17 protein-coding genes are annotated in these 13,733 nt (G+C 59.7%); 12 read left to right on the top strand and 5 right to left on the bottom strand.

All coding sequences use genetic code 11. From position 1 onward, the window contains the following. Positions 1–126: 126 nt before the first annotated feature. Entirely contained in the window at positions 127–777 is a 651-nt protein-coding gene (gene fsa / locus AB5Y95_RS08975; RefSeq protein WP_017765632.1) for a fructose-6-phosphate aldolase, read from the top strand. 102 nt (positions 778–879) lie between these two features. Beyond that, positions 880–1,068: a hypothetical protein gene (locus AB5Y95_RS08980; protein WP_010633458.1), complete on the top strand. Its 189-nt coding sequence runs from the start codon at positions 880–882 to the stop codon at positions 1,066–1,068. Here AB5Y95_RS08980 and AB5Y95_RS08985 read toward each other — a convergent pair. Next, positions 1,065–2,261, bottom strand: a complete 1,197-nt coding sequence (locus AB5Y95_RS08985) for an HD-GYP domain-containing protein (protein ID WP_005302778.1) — start codon at positions 2,259–2,261, stop codon at positions 1,065–1,067. The two genes, AB5Y95_RS08980 and AB5Y95_RS08985, sit on opposite strands and share 4 nt — an antisense overlap. 173 nt (positions 2,262–2,434) lie before the next feature. On the opposite strand from AB5Y95_RS08985, the gene rsuA reads away from it, so the two are divergent. Next, on the top strand, positions 2,435–3,127 hold the full coding sequence (rsuA, locus tag AB5Y95_RS08990) for a 16S rRNA pseudouridine(516) synthase RsuA (RefSeq protein ID WP_017765630.1): 693 nt from the start codon (positions 2,435–2,437) through the stop codon (positions 3,125–3,127). A gap of 10 nt (positions 3,128–3,137) precedes the next feature. On the opposite strand, the gene AB5Y95_RS08995 is transcribed toward rsuA, so the two are convergent. Then, on the bottom strand, positions 3,138–4,037 hold the full coding sequence (locus tag AB5Y95_RS08995) for a DMT family transporter (RefSeq protein ID WP_017782321.1): 900 nt from the start codon (positions 4,035–4,037) through the stop codon (positions 3,138–3,140). Positions 4,038–4,203: 166 nt separating this feature from the next. Between AB5Y95_RS08995 and AB5Y95_RS09000 the strand changes: the two genes are divergently transcribed. Together AB5Y95_RS09000 and yfcE are read left to right on the top strand one after the other, a co-directional pair. Further along, positions 4,204–5,841, top strand: coding sequence for a peptide ABC transporter substrate-binding protein (locus AB5Y95_RS09000; protein WP_026141519.1), 1,638 nt, complete (start codon positions 4,204–4,206; stop codon positions 5,839–5,841). A gap of 10 nt (positions 5,842–5,851) precedes the next feature. Beyond that, complete coding sequence (yfcE, locus tag AB5Y95_RS09005) at positions 5,852–6,394, top strand: phosphodiesterase (protein ID WP_368160667.1); 543 nt, start codon at positions 5,852–5,854, stop codon at positions 6,392–6,394. Positions 6,395–6,451: 57 nt separating this feature from the next. On the opposite strand, the gene AB5Y95_RS09010 is transcribed toward yfcE, so the two are convergent. The 3 genes from AB5Y95_RS09010 to flgA form a co-directional block, all read right to left on the bottom strand. Then, a complete protein-coding gene (locus AB5Y95_RS09010; protein WP_162518811.1) occupies positions 6,452–6,868 on the bottom strand; it encodes a flagella synthesis protein FlgN in 417 nt (138 codons plus the stop codon). After that, on the bottom strand, positions 6,865–7,185 hold the full coding sequence (gene flgM / locus AB5Y95_RS09015; RefSeq protein WP_005302771.1) for a flagellar biosynthesis anti-sigma factor FlgM: 321 nt from the start codon (positions 7,183–7,185) through the stop codon (positions 6,865–6,867). Before flgM ends, AB5Y95_RS09010 begins: the two co-directional genes overlap by 4 nt. 89 nt (positions 7,186–7,274) lie before the next feature. Further along, positions 7,275–7,880, bottom strand: coding sequence for a flagellar basal body P-ring formation chaperone FlgA (gene flgA, locus AB5Y95_RS09020; protein ID WP_368160782.1), 606 nt, complete (start codon positions 7,878–7,880; stop codon positions 7,275–7,277). A 222-nt stretch (positions 7,881–8,102) separates the two neighbouring features. Between flgA and AB5Y95_RS09025 the strand changes: the two genes are divergently transcribed. The 7 genes from AB5Y95_RS09025 (at position 8,103) to flgF (ending at position 13,725) form a co-directional block, all read left to right on the top strand. Next, the gene (locus tag AB5Y95_RS09025; protein ID WP_005302769.1) at positions 8,103–9,014 is read left to right on the top strand and encodes a chemotaxis protein CheV; all 912 of its coding nucleotides are present in this window, start codon (positions 8,103–8,105) and stop codon (positions 9,012–9,014) included. Positions 9,015–9,032: 18 nt separating this feature from the next. Beyond that, positions 9,033–9,857 carry a protein-glutamate O-methyltransferase CheR gene (locus tag AB5Y95_RS09030; RefSeq protein WP_005302768.1) on the top strand — a complete coding sequence of 275 codons (825 nt, stop codon included), beginning with the start codon at positions 9,033–9,035 and terminating at the stop codon, positions 9,855–9,857. Between the two features lie 63 nt (positions 9,858–9,920). Further along, positions 9,921–10,319, top strand: coding sequence for a flagellar basal body rod protein FlgB (flgB, locus tag AB5Y95_RS09035; RefSeq protein ID WP_005302767.1), 399 nt, complete (start codon positions 9,921–9,923; stop codon positions 10,317–10,319). Continuing rightward, positions 10,319–10,738 carry a flagellar basal body rod protein FlgC gene (flgC, locus tag AB5Y95_RS09040; protein WP_005302766.1) on the top strand — a complete coding sequence of 140 codons (420 nt, stop codon included), beginning with the start codon at positions 10,319–10,321 and terminating at the stop codon, positions 10,736–10,738. The genes flgB and flgC overlap by 1 nt, the downstream gene beginning before the upstream one ends. A gap of 15 nt (positions 10,739–10,753) precedes the next feature. Next, on the top strand, positions 10,754–11,482 hold the full coding sequence (locus AB5Y95_RS09045) for a flagellar hook assembly protein FlgD (protein WP_005302765.1): 729 nt from the start codon (positions 10,754–10,756) through the stop codon (positions 11,480–11,482). A 10-nt stretch (positions 11,483–11,492) separates the two neighbouring features. Next, positions 11,493–12,827: a flagellar hook protein FlgE gene (gene flgE, locus AB5Y95_RS09050; RefSeq protein WP_005302764.1), complete on the top strand. Its 1,335-nt coding sequence runs from the start codon at positions 11,493–11,495 to the stop codon at positions 12,825–12,827. 151 nt (positions 12,828–12,978) lie between these two features. Then, positions 12,979–13,725 (top strand): flagellar basal-body rod protein FlgF, encoded by a 747-nt coding sequence (gene flgF / locus AB5Y95_RS09055; RefSeq protein ID WP_005302763.1) that lies wholly within the window; start codon positions 12,979–12,981, stop codon positions 13,723–13,725. The last annotated feature ends 8 nt before the right edge of the window (positions 13,726–13,733 follow it).

Consider the following 13,733-nt stretch of genomic DNA (forward strand, 5'->3'; position numbering starts at 1 on the left):
CGCCTCCTTTTGTTTTTGCATTCTATTTTCTTTCGTTCGAAAGTTGATTTGATTTTGATCAACTAAATTGCGGATGTTATCTCGCTAGAATGGCGACAGATTGCACATCCCCTTAAGGAGTCAGAGATGGAGCTTTATCTCGATACTGCCGATGTGGCTGCGGTGCGCCGCTGGTCACGGATCCTGCCGCTGGCCGGCGTCACCACCAACCCGTCCATTACCGCTGCCGGTGGCATGCCGCTGGCCGAGCTGCTGCCTGCCCTGCGGGAGGCGCTGGGTCCCAAGGCGCGGCTGTTTGCCCAGGTGATGGCCAAGACCGAGACCGAGATGGTGCGCGAGGCATTTGCCCTGCGTGAGCTGGACCGGGACCTGGTGATCAAGATCCCGGTATGTGAAGAGGGGCTGGCGGCCATCAAGACCCTGACGGCCAATGGAGTGCCGACCCTGGGCACGGCGGTCTATACCCCGTTGCAGGGCTGGCTGGCGGCGGTAGCGGGGGCCGAATACGTGGCCCCCTATGTCAACCGGCTGGATGCCCAGGGGGGCGATGGCATCGCCACCGTACAGGAGCTGCAACAGCTGCTGGCGCTGCACGCGCCGAACAGCAAGGTGCTGGCGGCCTCCTTCCGCACCCCGCGCCAGGCCCTCGACTGCCTGCTGGCGGGTTGCCAGTCCATCACATTGCCGCTCGACGTTGCCGAACAGCTGCTGCGGGTGCCGGCGGTGGACGCGGCGCTGGCGAAGTTTGATCAGGATTGGCAGCGGGCGTTTGCCTGAACCTGTTTGAAGGCCGGATGATGAAGGGGCGGCAGGCGGGCTAAGCTAGAAGAGAGGGCCCGCTGTGACGGGCCGGTATCGATGGCTGATCGGAGGTGCCCCATGAGCGACCATACCCTGCTGCCCCACGGTGAAGATCTGCGCCGCGCCGTGCGCTGGCTCAGCGAGCACCATCAACACGACATCCGGGCCATCGAAGAGGCCTGCATCCGTTTTGATCTGTCGCCGCTGGATGAGGAGTTCCTCATCCAGCACTGCGTCGAGCGGTCGCGGGAAGGGGGCGCCAACTAGACGAAGTTGGCGAGGTTGATGCCGAACTCCTTGGGATCGACCGTACTCTCGATGGTCTCCTGCACCCCGTTCTTGGCAAGATCCAGCCACTGCACCTCGAGGTAGTGGCGCTGGGTCCCGTGATAGATCACCTTCACCACCGGTTTGAGCGGCTCATGAGGATTGCGCTGCATGACGATGGCCAGCCGCTGGTTGGAGAGCTGCACCAGGGTACCCACCGGATAGACCCCCATGCACTTGATGAACTTGGTGACCAGCTCGGCATCGAAGTGGTGGTTGATCCCCTTGAGCAGAATGCGAAAGGCCTGGGTTGGCTGCATCCCCTGCTTGTAAACCCGATCCGCAGTGACCGCGTCATAGACATCGACGATGCCGCTCATGCGGGTATAGAGCGAGAGCTGCTCGCCCTTGAGCCGCTGCGGGTAACCGGTGCCGTCGAGTCGCTCGTGATGGTTGGCGGCCACCTCCAGCATGGTGGCGGTGATGCCGGGGGTGTTGCTCAGGATCTCGTAGCTGTGCACCACGTGCTGGCGCATGACCACAAACTCCTCGTCGGTGAGCTTGCCCGGCTTGTTGAGCACCTCGTCCGGGGTCATGATCTTGCCCACGTCGTGCAGCAGGCCGCCCAGGGTCAGCTCCTTGAGCACGCTGCGATCCAGGTCCAGATAGCGGCCGAAGTTCGCCAGCAGGATGGCGACGTTCATGGAGTGTTCCATCAGGTAGGCATCCTTGGCGCGAATACGGGCCAGACAGAGCATGGCATCGCCGTGGGTGAACATGGTGTCCACCATCTCCTCGGCCACTGCCGCCAGCGGCGTGATGTCGATGGGCTCCCCTGCCTTGAGGTGGCGGATGAACTTGCCCTGCAGCTCGCGAGCCTCCTGATAAAGCCGGCGGATCTTCAGTTCACGCCCCTCGCCGTTGCCACTGCCGGAGGGTCGCTGTGAGCTGGTCGCAGAGACGGCGGGTTGGGGGGAGATGACCTGCTCGATGCCGGGCAGCTTGCTGCGGGCGAGATCGACCCGCACCGTGAGTACGCCGCGCCTGACCAGATCGTTGATCTGCTGGCGGGTGGTCACCAGCCCCATCTGGGCAATCTCCATGCCGCCGGTCTGGCTGGTAATGGCGATCACGTACATGCCGGGTTGCAGCTGGTTGACGGGGATGACGGGATGAGGAGTGTGCGACTTCATACGGCTTCCTGACATTATTATTATGCGTGACGTTAGGCCCTCTGTTGGCAGTCTAACACCGGCGCCGGGGTTCGTCATGGCGACATGCTGGCAGGCCTTGGCGCTTAGTGCTGGAGTTGTCGGCCCCGGCCGATATAATGACGCCCCTTTCTTGATGGACTCTGAGGTTGTGCATGCGGCTCGATAAATTTCTTTGCGATTGTTCCGACTTGACCCGCTCGCTGGCGGGCAAACTGATCCGGCAGGGAGAGGTGATGGTGGACGGCATCGTGGTCAAGCAGCCCGCCTTCCACATCAACGAGCAGAGCCAGATTGAATTCGACGGCGTCACCCTGACTCTGGATCAGCGCAACCGCTACTTCATGCTGCACAAGCCAGAAGGGTATGTCTGCTCCAACGAGGATCCGGATCACCCCACCGTCTTCTTCCTGATGGACGAGCCGGCCATGGGCAAGCTGCACGTGGTGGGGCGGCTCGATCTCGACACCACCGGTCTGGTGCTGGTGACCGATGACGGCCAGTGGTCCCATCGCATCACCTCTCCCCGTCATGAGTGCGCCAAGACCTACCACGTCTGGTTGGCCGATCCTGTGAGCCCGGATGCCATTGCGCTGTTTGCCGAAGGGGTGCTGCTGCGCAGCGAAACCGAGAAGACCCGGCCGGCCCAGCTGGAGATCCTGGGGGAGTGCGAGGCGCGCCTCACCATCCACGAGGGCAAGTACCATCAGGTGAAGCGGATGTTTGCCGCCATCGGCAACAAGGTGGTGGGGCTGCACCGGGAGCGGGTGGGCGATCTGGTGCTGGACGACGATCTGGCGCCGGGCGAATATCGCGAGCTGACTGCCGACGAAATCGCCCGCTTCTGATCGCCAGGAGTCAGTGGCCGCTGGCGCCCAGCACCAGCACGGTCCCCAGGGTGGCCAGCAGGGTGCCGGCCCAGGCGGCGGCGGACGGCCGCTCGCCCGAGTGCCACCACAGCAGTGGCAGCAAGATGACGGGGGTGGTGGAGGAGAGGATGGCCACCATGCCCACATCCCCCTGTTTCAGGGCCACCAGGATCAGCGTCATGCCGAGCGCCATGGCGAGGAATCCGTTGAGGGCTATCATGCCGAAGATGCGACGGTTGATGGGATGCAGCGGCTTGCTCAGTGGCAGCCCGGTCATGCGCAGGGCGCAGTGAGCCAGCAGGGCGCTGCCCATCCTGACGCCGGAGGCGCTCACCGCATCGACGTCGCCGCCCATCATCACCGGCTTGGCGATGATGGCCCCCAGGCTCTGGCAGAGGGCGGCGGTCAGCCCCAGCGCGACCCCGGCCGCCAGGCTGCCCCGTATTTTTTCCCATTCGCTGCCGCTGCTGCGCCGACCAAACAGAATGGCCAGCATGACGCCGACAAACACCAGCATGGCGCCAGCCAGCCGGGAACCGGTCAACTGCTCGTTGAACAGCCAGAGCCCGAGCAGCGCGGAAAACAGCGCATGGCAAGAAAACAGCAGACCGCTGCGACGGGGGCCCAGCCGGTTCATGCAGGCGTAGAGGGCGGTATCGCCGATGAAGATGCCGATAAGGCCCGAGATGGCCAGCAGGGGGAGGGCGCTGCCCGAGAGAGTATGCCAGCCGCCAGTCAAGATACTCATGCTGCCGAGCATCAGGCTGACCAGGCACATCCGCCAGCGGCTGTAGGCAAATGGCCCCAGATGGCGAGCCGGTTTGACGGAAATCAGGGCCGCCACTGCCCATAAACTGGCCGCTGCCAGCGCCAGCCACTCATACCCCATAAAAACTCCTGAAAAAAATAGCCCGAGAGACTCCATCTCTTGGGCAAGCCCGATACAATACGGGGCGTCTTCGGGGATAACAAGCGCGGCATCATGCATTCGTATCCAGGCGCGCCGCCGGCCTTCCCCCTTTCCTGAAATAAGTGCATTGAACGAGGTTTATGTCATGGTTTACCGCTTAGTACGCCGGCCGGCACCACGCTGGCTCTCCCCCTTGCTGCTGGGGCTGCTGCTGACCCCGCCGCTGCAGGCGACCACGGTATCCCAGGATCCCGCGTTGTCGGATCGCCAGACCCTGGTCAAGGGCAATGGCGCCGAGCCCGAATCCCTCGACCCGGCCCAGATCCGCTCCGGCTTCCCCGGTGAAGTGGTGCTGGTGGACCTGTTTGAAGGGTTGGTGAGCGAGGATGGTCAGGGCCGGATCGTGCCGGCCCAGGCCCAGCGCTGGGAGACCAGTGCTGACGGGCTGGTCTGGCGTTTCTTCCTGCGCCCGCAGCTCAAGTGGTCCAACGGCGAGCCGCTCACCGCCGCCGACTTCGTCTATGCCTGGCGCCGTCTGCTGGATCCCGCCCAGGCTTCCCCCTCTGCCGGCCTGCTGCTGGCAACCGGCATCAACAATGCCCAGTCCATCTACGCCGGCGCGCTCGATCTCAACACCCTGGGGGTGGAAGCCGAGAGCGAGCAGATCCTGAAAGTGACGCTGGAGCGGCCGGTTCCCTACTTCCTGCAACTGATAAGCCAGCGCCCCTTCGTGCCGGTCAACGAGAAAGCCATCAGCCAGTTCGGCAAGCAGTGGACCCAGCCCGGCAAGCTGGTCAGCAACGGCGCCTACAAGCTGGTGAACTGGGTACCAAACGAGCGCATCGAGGCGGAGCGCAACGTGCAGTACTGGGATGATGCCCACACCCGGATCCAGCGGGTGACCTATCTGCCGCTCGCCTCCCAGCATGCCGAGCGGCTGCGCTACGAGGCGGGGGAGATCCAGCTCACCAACAAGGTGGCGCTGGAGTATTACCAGAAGACCAGGGAGGCGACCCCCGAGCGGATCTGGGGTCTGCCGCTGCTGGGCACCTACCTCTACACCTTCAACCTGCGCCGCCCCGAGCTGCAGGACGTGCGGGTGCGTCAGGCACTGGCCATGACCATCGATCGTCACCTGTTGACCGAAAAGGTCAGCGGGCAGGGCGAGCAACCCGCCTGGTCGCTGCTGCCCGGCATGCCGGGCTACGAGGCGCTGAGCTCCCCACTGGCCCTGCAGGATCAGCCGACCCGGCTGGCCAGGGCGGCGGCGCTGCTGGCCCAGGCCGGCTATGACAGTCAACATCCTCTCAAGCTGACGCTCACCTACAACACTTCTGAGAATCACAAGAAGCTGGCGCTGGCCGTCGCATCTATGTGGAAGCCGCTGGGGGTCGAAGTGACGCTCAACAATATGGAGTGGAACGCCTATCAGGTGGCCAAAGACAGCGGCGATTTCATGTTGGCCCGATCCTTCCTGTTCGGGGATTACGTGGAGCCCTCTGCCATGCTTAACAGCTTCCGCTGCCAGGATCCCCAGAACGAGAGCGGTTACTGCAACCCCGCCTTCGACGGCCTGCTGCAACAGGCGGCCGATACCCTGGATGGCAATGCCAGGAGCGGGATCTACCACCAGGCGGAGCAGTTGCTGATGGACGAGATGCCGGCCATCCCCGTCTATCACTACAACCAGATGCGACTGGTGGATCCTACCCTGCGCGGCCTGCCGGTGCAGAACCTGAAGGGGGCGATCGCCACCAAGGATCTCTACTTCAGTCAGCAATAAGGAGCTCGCCATGAAGATTGCCATTCTTTCCGACCTGCACGGCAGCCTGAGTGCGCTGGAGCAGGTGCTCGACCAGCTCGCTCCCTGGCAGCCGGATCACTATCTGCTGCTCGGCGATCTGCTCAATCACGGCCCGCGCAACCCGGTACCGCCTGGCTATGCTCCTGCGGCCGTGGCCGAGCGGCTCAACGGGCTGGCCTCCCGCATCATGGCGGTGCGTGGCAACTGTGATTCGGAAGTGGATCAGATGCTGCTGGATTTTCCCATCACAGCCCCTTACAACCAGCTGCTGGTGGATGGCCGGCGCTGGTTCGTCAGTCACGGCCATCTCTATCAGCCTGCTGCGGTGCCGCTGCCTGCCGGCAGCCTGTTCATCAGCGGTCACACCCATCTACCCATGTTGCAGCGGGAAGGGGAGCTGGTGCTGATGAACCCGGGATCCATCTGTTTTCCACGCGGCAACCTGGCGGCAAGTTATGGCCGCTACGAGGATGGGGTGCTTGGCATTCACGCCTGTGCGGACAGCGAAGTACTGTTGCAGCTGGCGCTGTAAAAAAGAGAAGAGGGGATGGTTGTGCTGCGGGGCAGCCTGTCGTCGTAGCGGGGGAGGTCAGGCCTTGATGCCAATGGAGCGGGTACCGGAGCGGGTATTGCCCTTGGCGTCATAGGTCAGGGAGTTGCGATCTCGCAGCTTGCTCAGGTAGCTTGCCAGCCGGCGGTTGGAGACGATGCTGAGTTCGAGCAGGCGCCCGTTCAGATCGTTCTGTTCCTGGCAGGCATCGAGTTTTTCACGCAGGGTGCGCATCTGCTCGGGGTAGGCGTTCAGTTGCTGTTTCAGGTCGGGCAGCAGGGCCATGGCCTTGTCCAGCTCTTCAATATCGGCAAGCAGCTTCTGCTTGCGCTCTGCCAGCTCGGGCAGCGCCAGTGCCTGGTGCTGCTTGAGCAGGTTGAACTCCTCCTCCAGCAAGCCCTGCATCTGGGAGAGGTAGTCGTCTTGGGTGTGCAGCAGCGAAGGTAAATCCATCATCCCAGCAACTTGTCGAGGTTGGATTCAAAACTGAACATCTTCTTGGCCACAGCTTCGCTGTCGACCCGATATTCACCATTGGCCACGGCTTTCTTCAGGCTCTCGACCCGGCTTTCATTGCCGGTGGAGGCTGAGTTGAGGTTCTTCTGCATCTGTTGCAATTGCTGCGCCTCGCTGGTCAGAGAGACGGAGTCGGTCTTGACGGCCGCCGCACGGTTGTCGGAGGACGAGGTCGCTGGTTTGGTGCTGGCACCCTGGCTGCTACCGGTATTTTGCAACCGATTGTTCGCCAAGTTGTTGATATTGTTAATAGCCATAGTGTTTACCTTCGCCTGCTTTGCTGTTCGCTTACCTGTTTATCGGTGGCTGCCGTCATAACTTTAGAAAAAAAGTGATCCGAAAATACTCAGAAGGTGACCACCACGGAGCCAACTGCGTTGACTTTTCCCTGCACCGTTTTGCCTGACCGGATATTGACGAGCCTGATCATGTCTCCGAAGCTGCCATCTTGCAAGGCTCGGGCCATGGTTTTGATTTGCATGCTGCTATTTTCTGCGCTGAGGGTCACCTGGTCACCCTTGCAGACGACGCAGACCTGGCTGAGCCGGATGGGCTGGCCCGGCTTGAGTTCCCGTTTGCTGCGAACGCCGATGAGGGCCGTGGTATCGCTGAGATAGTCGCCGCGGATCAGGGTCTGATCCTGGTAGGCCTGTGTCAGCATGCTCTCGCTGAGGATGTCGCCCTTGGCCACCGGCGTGGAGACGGTCACATATGGCTTCTGTATGCTGATGCGCACCGGCAGGTAGAGATCCCAGGGTTTCTCCTCCTCACATTTGAGGTAGACGGTGGTATTGCGGCGGATCTCCATCTTGGCGGGCAGGGTGATGGACAGATGCTCTTCGCAGCGGCTCAGGGGCAGACGTTCATCGATGGAAGCGGCCTGCACCTGTGCCTGGGCGTCGAGGGGGACATCGAGCTGGCCGAGCACAAATTCCTGCGCCTTTTCTTGCAAGTAACTGGTCACCTCGGATGCCGTGGCGTGAGAAATGCCGCAAAACAGCAGTAAGGTGAGGAAAAGTCTACTAATCATTTTCGCTCGCAGGCCGATAAGTTGTTCACGTATATCACCATATTTAACTATGCTTGCTTCAGAATTCGTTCGTAGTGACATCGACAGTCTGACGCAAGCCAACACGCATGCATGATTAATGCCAAGCGTTTTTAGGGAGTGTTTATGGCCAGTATCCTGGACTCGGTCAACCAACGTACCCAGCTGGTGGGGCAAAACCGGCTGGAATTGTTGTTGTTTCGTCTCAACGGACGTCAAAGATTTGGCATCAACGTATTCAAGGTTCGTGAAGTGTTGCAGTGTCCTCCCTTGACCGTCATGCCCAAGCTAAACTCCTGCATTCGCGGGGTGGCCCACATTCGTGGCCAGACGATCTCCGTCATCGATCTGAGCATGGCGATGGGCAAGCGTCCTATCGAGGATCTGACCAAGTGTTTCATCATCATCTCTGAATACAACCGCTCCATTCAGGGCTTTCTGGTGCACTCGGTCGAGCGCATCATCAACATGAACTGGGAATCCATCCTGCCACCGCCGAAAGGGGCTGGACGCATCAACTACATGACGGCCGTCACCGAAGTGGATGGGGAGCTGGTCGAGATCCTGGACGTGGAGCGCATCCTCAACGAGATTTCGCCGGTGTCGACCGAAGTGAGCCAGGAACTGGTGGAGGCCAGCGTAGAACACCCGACCCTGGGACGTCCGGTGCTGGTGGCCGATGACTCTTCCGTGGCCCGCAAGCAGGTGCAGCGCGCCCTCGAAGCCATCGGGGTACAGTGCGTGCTGGCCAAGGATGGACGCGAAGCGCTCAACATGTTGCTGGAGATGTCCAAAAACGGTCCCATCAAGGATCAGATCGCCCTGGTGATCTCGGACATCGAGATGCCGGAGATGGATGGATATACTTTCACGGCAGAGATCCGCAACAATCCCAATCTCAAGGACTTACATGTTATTCTGCACACATCCCTCAGTGGGGTGTTCAATCAGGCCATGGTGCAGAAAGTTGGTGCGAACAATTTCATTGCCAAATTCCAGCCGGATGAATTGGCCAAGGCCGTACAAGGCGCACTCTAATCAAGAAGAACAAACTGCATGAAGACACTTTCGGACGACTTATACAAACAATTCAGCAATTTTCTGGCGGTACAGAGCGGAATCGTGCTGGGTGACAACAAACAGTATCTGGTCAAGAGTCGGCTTTCACCCTTGATGACTCAGTTTGGTATTGAGAGTCTGTCTGATCTGGTTACTCGAGCGATGAGTGTGCGTGAGCGTGACCTGAAAATGGCAGTGGTTGATGCCATGACCACCAACGAGACCCTGTGGTTTCGCGATACCTATCCCTTCCAGCTGCTGACCGACAAGATCTTTCCCGAACTGGGCAAGAGCGGCCGGCCCATCAAGATCTGGTCTGCGGCCTCTTCCTCCGGACAGGAGCCCTATTCCATCGCCATGACGGCGCTGGAACAGCAGATGAAGAAGCCCGGCACCTTGCCAGGTGGCGTCCAGATCGTGGGGACGGATATCTCGACCACCATGCTCAATCAGTGCAAGGAGGGGGTATACGACAGCCTGGCACTGGCCCGTGGTCTGTCGCCCGAGCGCAAGAAGCTGTTCTTCGAACCCCATGGTGACAACAAGATGCGGGTGGTGGAGCGTGTCAGAAAATTGACCACCTTCCGGCCCTTGAACCTGCTGGAGAGCTACAGCCTGCTTGGCAAGTTTGACATCATCTTCTGTCGCAACGTACTCATCTACTTTGCCCCGGAAGTGAAGTCCAAGATCCTCAACCAGTTTGCAGCCAGCCTCAATCCTGGCGGCTACCTGATGTTGGGGGCTTCCGAGTCGCTGGCCGGTTTGACCGACAGGTTCGAGATGATCCGCTGCAACCCCGGCATCGTCTACAAGGTTAAATGATCCCCGCTTAAATCCCTCTTTGGCACACCTCTTGCTAATAATTTCTCAAGCAGGAGGTGTGCTATGGCAATTTCATTCGACAAGGCATTTGGTATTCATCAATACACGCTGAGCGTTCGCTCCAAGCGTGCCGAGGTGTTGTCCAGCAACATTGCCAACGCGGATACCCCTGGCTTCAAGGCCAGAGACATCAACTTCTCGCAAGCATTGGAAGAGGCCCAGCAACATCAGGGCTTCGGCCTTGCCACGACCAGCGAGAAGCACTTTGCCCTGCAGATGGATGCGCCCGGCGTGACGCAGTACCGCAATCCCCTGCAGCCGGATACCGGTGATGGCAACACGGTGGACGTGCAGCAGGAGCGCAGCGAGTTCTTGCGCAACAGCCTTGAATACCAGACCTCCCTTGAATTTATGAACAGCAAGATCAGTGGCCTGCTGAAGGCCTTGAAAGGAGAACAGTGATGAGTTTGTTCAAGGTCTTTGACATTGCAGGCTCGGCCATGAGTGCACAGTCTGTTCGACTCAACACGGTAGCCAGCAACATGGCCAACGCCGACAGCGTGAGTTCCAGCGTGGAAAAAACTTACCATGCCAGGCGGCCAATCTTTGCCGCCCAGCTGGATCAGGCCATGTCGGACAAGCAGGCGTCGGCCGGGGTTGAAGTGAAGGGCATTGTCGAGAGCGATGCCCCTCTGCTCAAGGAGTACAACCCCAACCACCCCATGGCAGACAAGGATGGCTTCATCTTCAAGCCAAACGTCAACATGGTGGAAGAGATGGCGGACATGATCAACGCCTCGCGCAGCTATCAAACCAACGTGCAGGTGGCCGATTCTGCCAAGAAGATGCTGCAGCAGACGCTCAACCTCGGCAAGTCCTGACAGGGGGACGCATAAATGGCAGATACAACCAGTGGTGTGAACGGTATTGGCTATACCTCCACCCAGACCACGGGCACGACCACCACTCCGAAGAAGGAGCTGGATCAGGAGTCGTTCCTGAAGCTGCTGACCATGCAGCTCTCCTATCAGGATCCGTTCAAACCGGTGGACAACGCCCAGATGCTTTCCCAGATGACGTCCATGTCGACGTCCCAGGGGATCAGCAGCCTGTCGAACCAGATTGGCAGCCTCAATACCTTGATGACCTCCAGCCAGGCGCTGCAGGCGTCGGCACTGGTGGGGCAAAACGTCTTGCTGCAGAGCAACGTCGGCTACCTGGAAAAAGATGGTTCTTTGCCGGGTGTGGTCGCAGTGGGCACAGAAAACAAGTATTCGAACGTCAAGATCACCATCGAAGACGAGAGCGGACAGGTCATCAAGGAGTTTCCTCTGGAAGGTGACCAGAAGGGCAACGTCGAAATTGTATGGGATGGCAAGGACAAGAACGGAAACCCGGCCAAAGAGGGCAAATACACCCTCAAGGCAAACGGTACCGTGGACGGTAAGTCGGAGAGTGTGCCGATCTTTGCCTACGGCAAGGTCGACAGCGTGATCCTGGGTTCGGCCAGCAATCCGACCCAGCTCAATTTGAAAGGCCTCGGTACAACAAGCTTGAACAGTATCTTGCAGATTGCAGGTACGGTGAAAACACCATCAACCACCACGCCAACAGCATCGATCTAAGGAGCTGGATATGTCATTTAACAATGCCTTGAGCGGTGTCAACGCGGCACAAAAAGATCTGAACGTTACCGCCAACAACATTGCCAACGTCAATACCACGGGCTTTAAAGAGTCTCGTGCCGAGTTTGCGGACGTCTACGCCAACTCCATCTTCGTCAATGCCAAAACCCAGGTCGGCAACGGTGTGGCAACGGGGGCGGTGGCGCAGCAGTTCCATCAGGGTGCGCTGCAATTCACCAACAACGCCCTTGATTTGTCCATCCAGGGCAACGGCTTCTTCGTGACGTCGGACGGTCTGACCAACCTGGATCGTACCTTTACCCGGGCTGGTGCCTTCAAGCTGAATGAAAACAGCTATATGGTCAACAATCAGGGCAACTATCTGCAAGGTTATGAAATCAACACGGATGGGACACCGAAGGCGGTCAGCATCAACGCCACCAAGCCGATTCAAATTCCGGATCGGGCGGGCGAGCCCAAAATGACCGAGCTGGTGGAAGCCAGTTTCAACCTGAGTATCGAGTCGAAAACCAAACCGACGTCACCGGCTGCGTTTGATCACACCAACTCCGCCACCTTTGCCCACTCAACTTCCGTGACGATATATGATTCGCTGGGGGCCCCCCACGTGATCACCAAGTATTTTGTCCGCCACGAGGATCCGGCAGCCCCGGGAACGCCGCTGACTCCGGGTACCTGGAGCATGTACATGTATGAGGGGGACAAGCCCATCGACATCGCTGGTGGTTCACCCAGCCCGGCCGCAGGCGTTCCCACTGGCGTCCAGATGACCTTTACCTCCGGCGGCAAACTGGATACAGCGCTGACCGTTCCGGCAGATCCGATCAAAACCGTCACGCTTGGTACTGCGGCCGGGATTATCACCAACGGTGCCGACCCCACCCAGACACTGGAGATCCGTCTCGGTGACGTGACGCAATACAGCTCGCCTTTCAACGTCACCAAGCTGACCCAGGATGGCGCCACTGTCGGTAATCTGACCAAGGTGGAGATCACGCCGGACGGCATTGTGTCGGCGACCTACAGCAATGCGACCACGTTGAAGGTTGCCATGGTGGCACTTGCCAAGTTCGCCAATTCGCAAGGATTGACCCAGGTCGGCGATACCTCTTGGCGCCAGTCTCTGCTCTCAGGTGATGCGCTGCCGGGCACCCCCAATTCGGGCACCCTGGGCAGCATCAAGTCCTCTGCGCTGGAGCAATCCAACGTGGATTTGACCTCCCAGCTGGTCAACCTCATCACGGCGCAGCGCAACTTCCAGGCCAACTCCCGTTCGCTGGAAGTGAACAGCTCCCTGCAGCAGACCATACTGCAGATCCGTTAAGTCTGGTTGCATGCACGACAAGGGGCGCTTCGGCGCCCCTTTTTATTGGCTGTTGTTGCGGGTGATTGCGGCGGTAACTGACAAGCTTGATGGGGATTGGCATTCAAATTGCAGTTCCTCTGTCAGAGTCATCAGTTTGACGGAGGATCCCATGGATCACCTGCTATACATCGCCATGTCCGGGGCCAAGGAGAGCATGAACAGCCTGGCTGTTCGAAGCAACAACCTGGCCAACGCCAACACCACCGGCTTCAAGTCTGACTTCGAGCAGGCGCGCAGCATGCAGGCGTTTGGCGAAGGGCTGCCCACCCGGGTGTTTGCCATGGCGGAGCGGCCGGGACAGAACCTGCAGCACGGCATGCTGATGACCACGGGTCGGGATCTTGACGTTGCCGTCGACGGTCCGGGCTGGATTGCGGTGCAGGATCCCAAGGGCGGTGAAGCCTATACCCGGATGGGCAACCTGCAGCTCAGTGCCACCGGCAATCTGCAGACCTCCACCGGCCTGAACGTGGTGGACGATGGCGGTCAGCCCATCGTGCTGCCGCTGCCGATGGAGAAGATCGAAATCAACCGGGACGGTACCATCAGCGGCCGGCCGGAGGGGGCCGCCCCCAACCTGCCGGAGGAGTACCAGCGCATCAAGCTGGTCAACCCGGCAGCCGATGCGGTGGAGAAGGGGCAGGATGGCCTGTTCCGTCGCAAGGATGGCCAGAATGAAGCGGCGTCGGCCAATGTGGGCCTCATCGCTGGCTCCCTCGAGGGGAGCAACGTCAACGTGGTCGATGAAATGACCAACCTTATTCGCTTGCAACGTCAGTTCGAAACCCAGGTCAAAATCATGAAGACCGCGGAAGAGAATGACGAGGCCCAAACCCAGCTGCTGCGTATCAGCTAACCAAGGAG

Source organism: Aeromonas sp. R5-3, assembly GCF_040908225.1.
GTDB lineage: Bacteria > Pseudomonadota > Gammaproteobacteria > Enterobacterales > Aeromonadaceae > Aeromonas > Aeromonas dhakensis.

What these genes read in the sequence shown, in the direction of transcription:
- fsa (WP_017765632.1), top strand. Translation starts at nt 127, where the DNA reads ATGGAGCTTTATCTCGATACTGCCGATGTGGCTGCGGTGCGCCGCTGG.
- AB5Y95_RS08980 (WP_010633458.1), top strand. Translation starts at nt 880, where the DNA reads ATGAGCGACCATACCCTGCTGCCCCACGGTGAAGATCTGCGCCGCGCC.
- AB5Y95_RS08985 (WP_005302778.1), bottom strand. Translation starts at nt 2,261, where the DNA reads ATGAAGTCGCACACTCCTCATCCCGTCATCCCCGTCAACCAGCTGCAA.
- rsuA (WP_017765630.1), top strand. Translation starts at nt 2,435, where the DNA reads ATGCGGCTCGATAAATTTCTTTGCGATTGTTCCGACTTGACCCGCTCG.
- AB5Y95_RS08995 (WP_017782321.1), bottom strand. Translation starts at nt 4,037, where the DNA reads ATGGGGTATGAGTGGCTGGCGCTGGCAGCGGCCAGTTTATGGGCAGTG.
- AB5Y95_RS09000 (WP_026141519.1), top strand. Translation starts at nt 4,204, where the DNA reads ATGGTTTACCGCTTAGTACGCCGGCCGGCACCACGCTGGCTCTCCCCC.
- yfcE (WP_368160667.1), top strand. Translation starts at nt 5,852, where the DNA reads ATGAAGATTGCCATTCTTTCCGACCTGCACGGCAGCCTGAGTGCGCTG.
- AB5Y95_RS09010 (WP_162518811.1), bottom strand. Translation starts at nt 6,868, where the DNA reads ATGATGGATTTACCTTCGCTGCTGCACACCCAAGACGACTACCTCTCC.
- flgM (WP_005302771.1), bottom strand. Translation starts at nt 7,185, where the DNA reads ATGGCTATTAACAATATCAACAACTTGGCGAACAATCGGTTGCAAAAT.
- AB5Y95_RS09025 (WP_005302769.1), top strand. Translation starts at nt 8,103, where the DNA reads ATGGCCAGTATCCTGGACTCGGTCAACCAACGTACCCAGCTGGTGGGG.
- AB5Y95_RS09030 (WP_005302768.1), top strand. Translation starts at nt 9,033, where the DNA reads ATGAAGACACTTTCGGACGACTTATACAAACAATTCAGCAATTTTCTG.
- flgB (WP_005302767.1), top strand. Translation starts at nt 9,921, where the DNA reads ATGGCAATTTCATTCGACAAGGCATTTGGTATTCATCAATACACGCTG.
- flgC (WP_005302766.1), top strand. Translation starts at nt 10,319, where the DNA reads ATGAGTTTGTTCAAGGTCTTTGACATTGCAGGCTCGGCCATGAGTGCA.
- AB5Y95_RS09045 (WP_005302765.1), top strand. Translation starts at nt 10,754, where the DNA reads ATGGCAGATACAACCAGTGGTGTGAACGGTATTGGCTATACCTCCACC.
- flgE (WP_005302764.1), top strand. Translation starts at nt 11,493, where the DNA reads ATGTCATTTAACAATGCCTTGAGCGGTGTCAACGCGGCACAAAAAGAT.
- flgF (WP_005302763.1), top strand. Translation starts at nt 12,979, where the DNA reads ATGGATCACCTGCTATACATCGCCATGTCCGGGGCCAAGGAGAGCATG.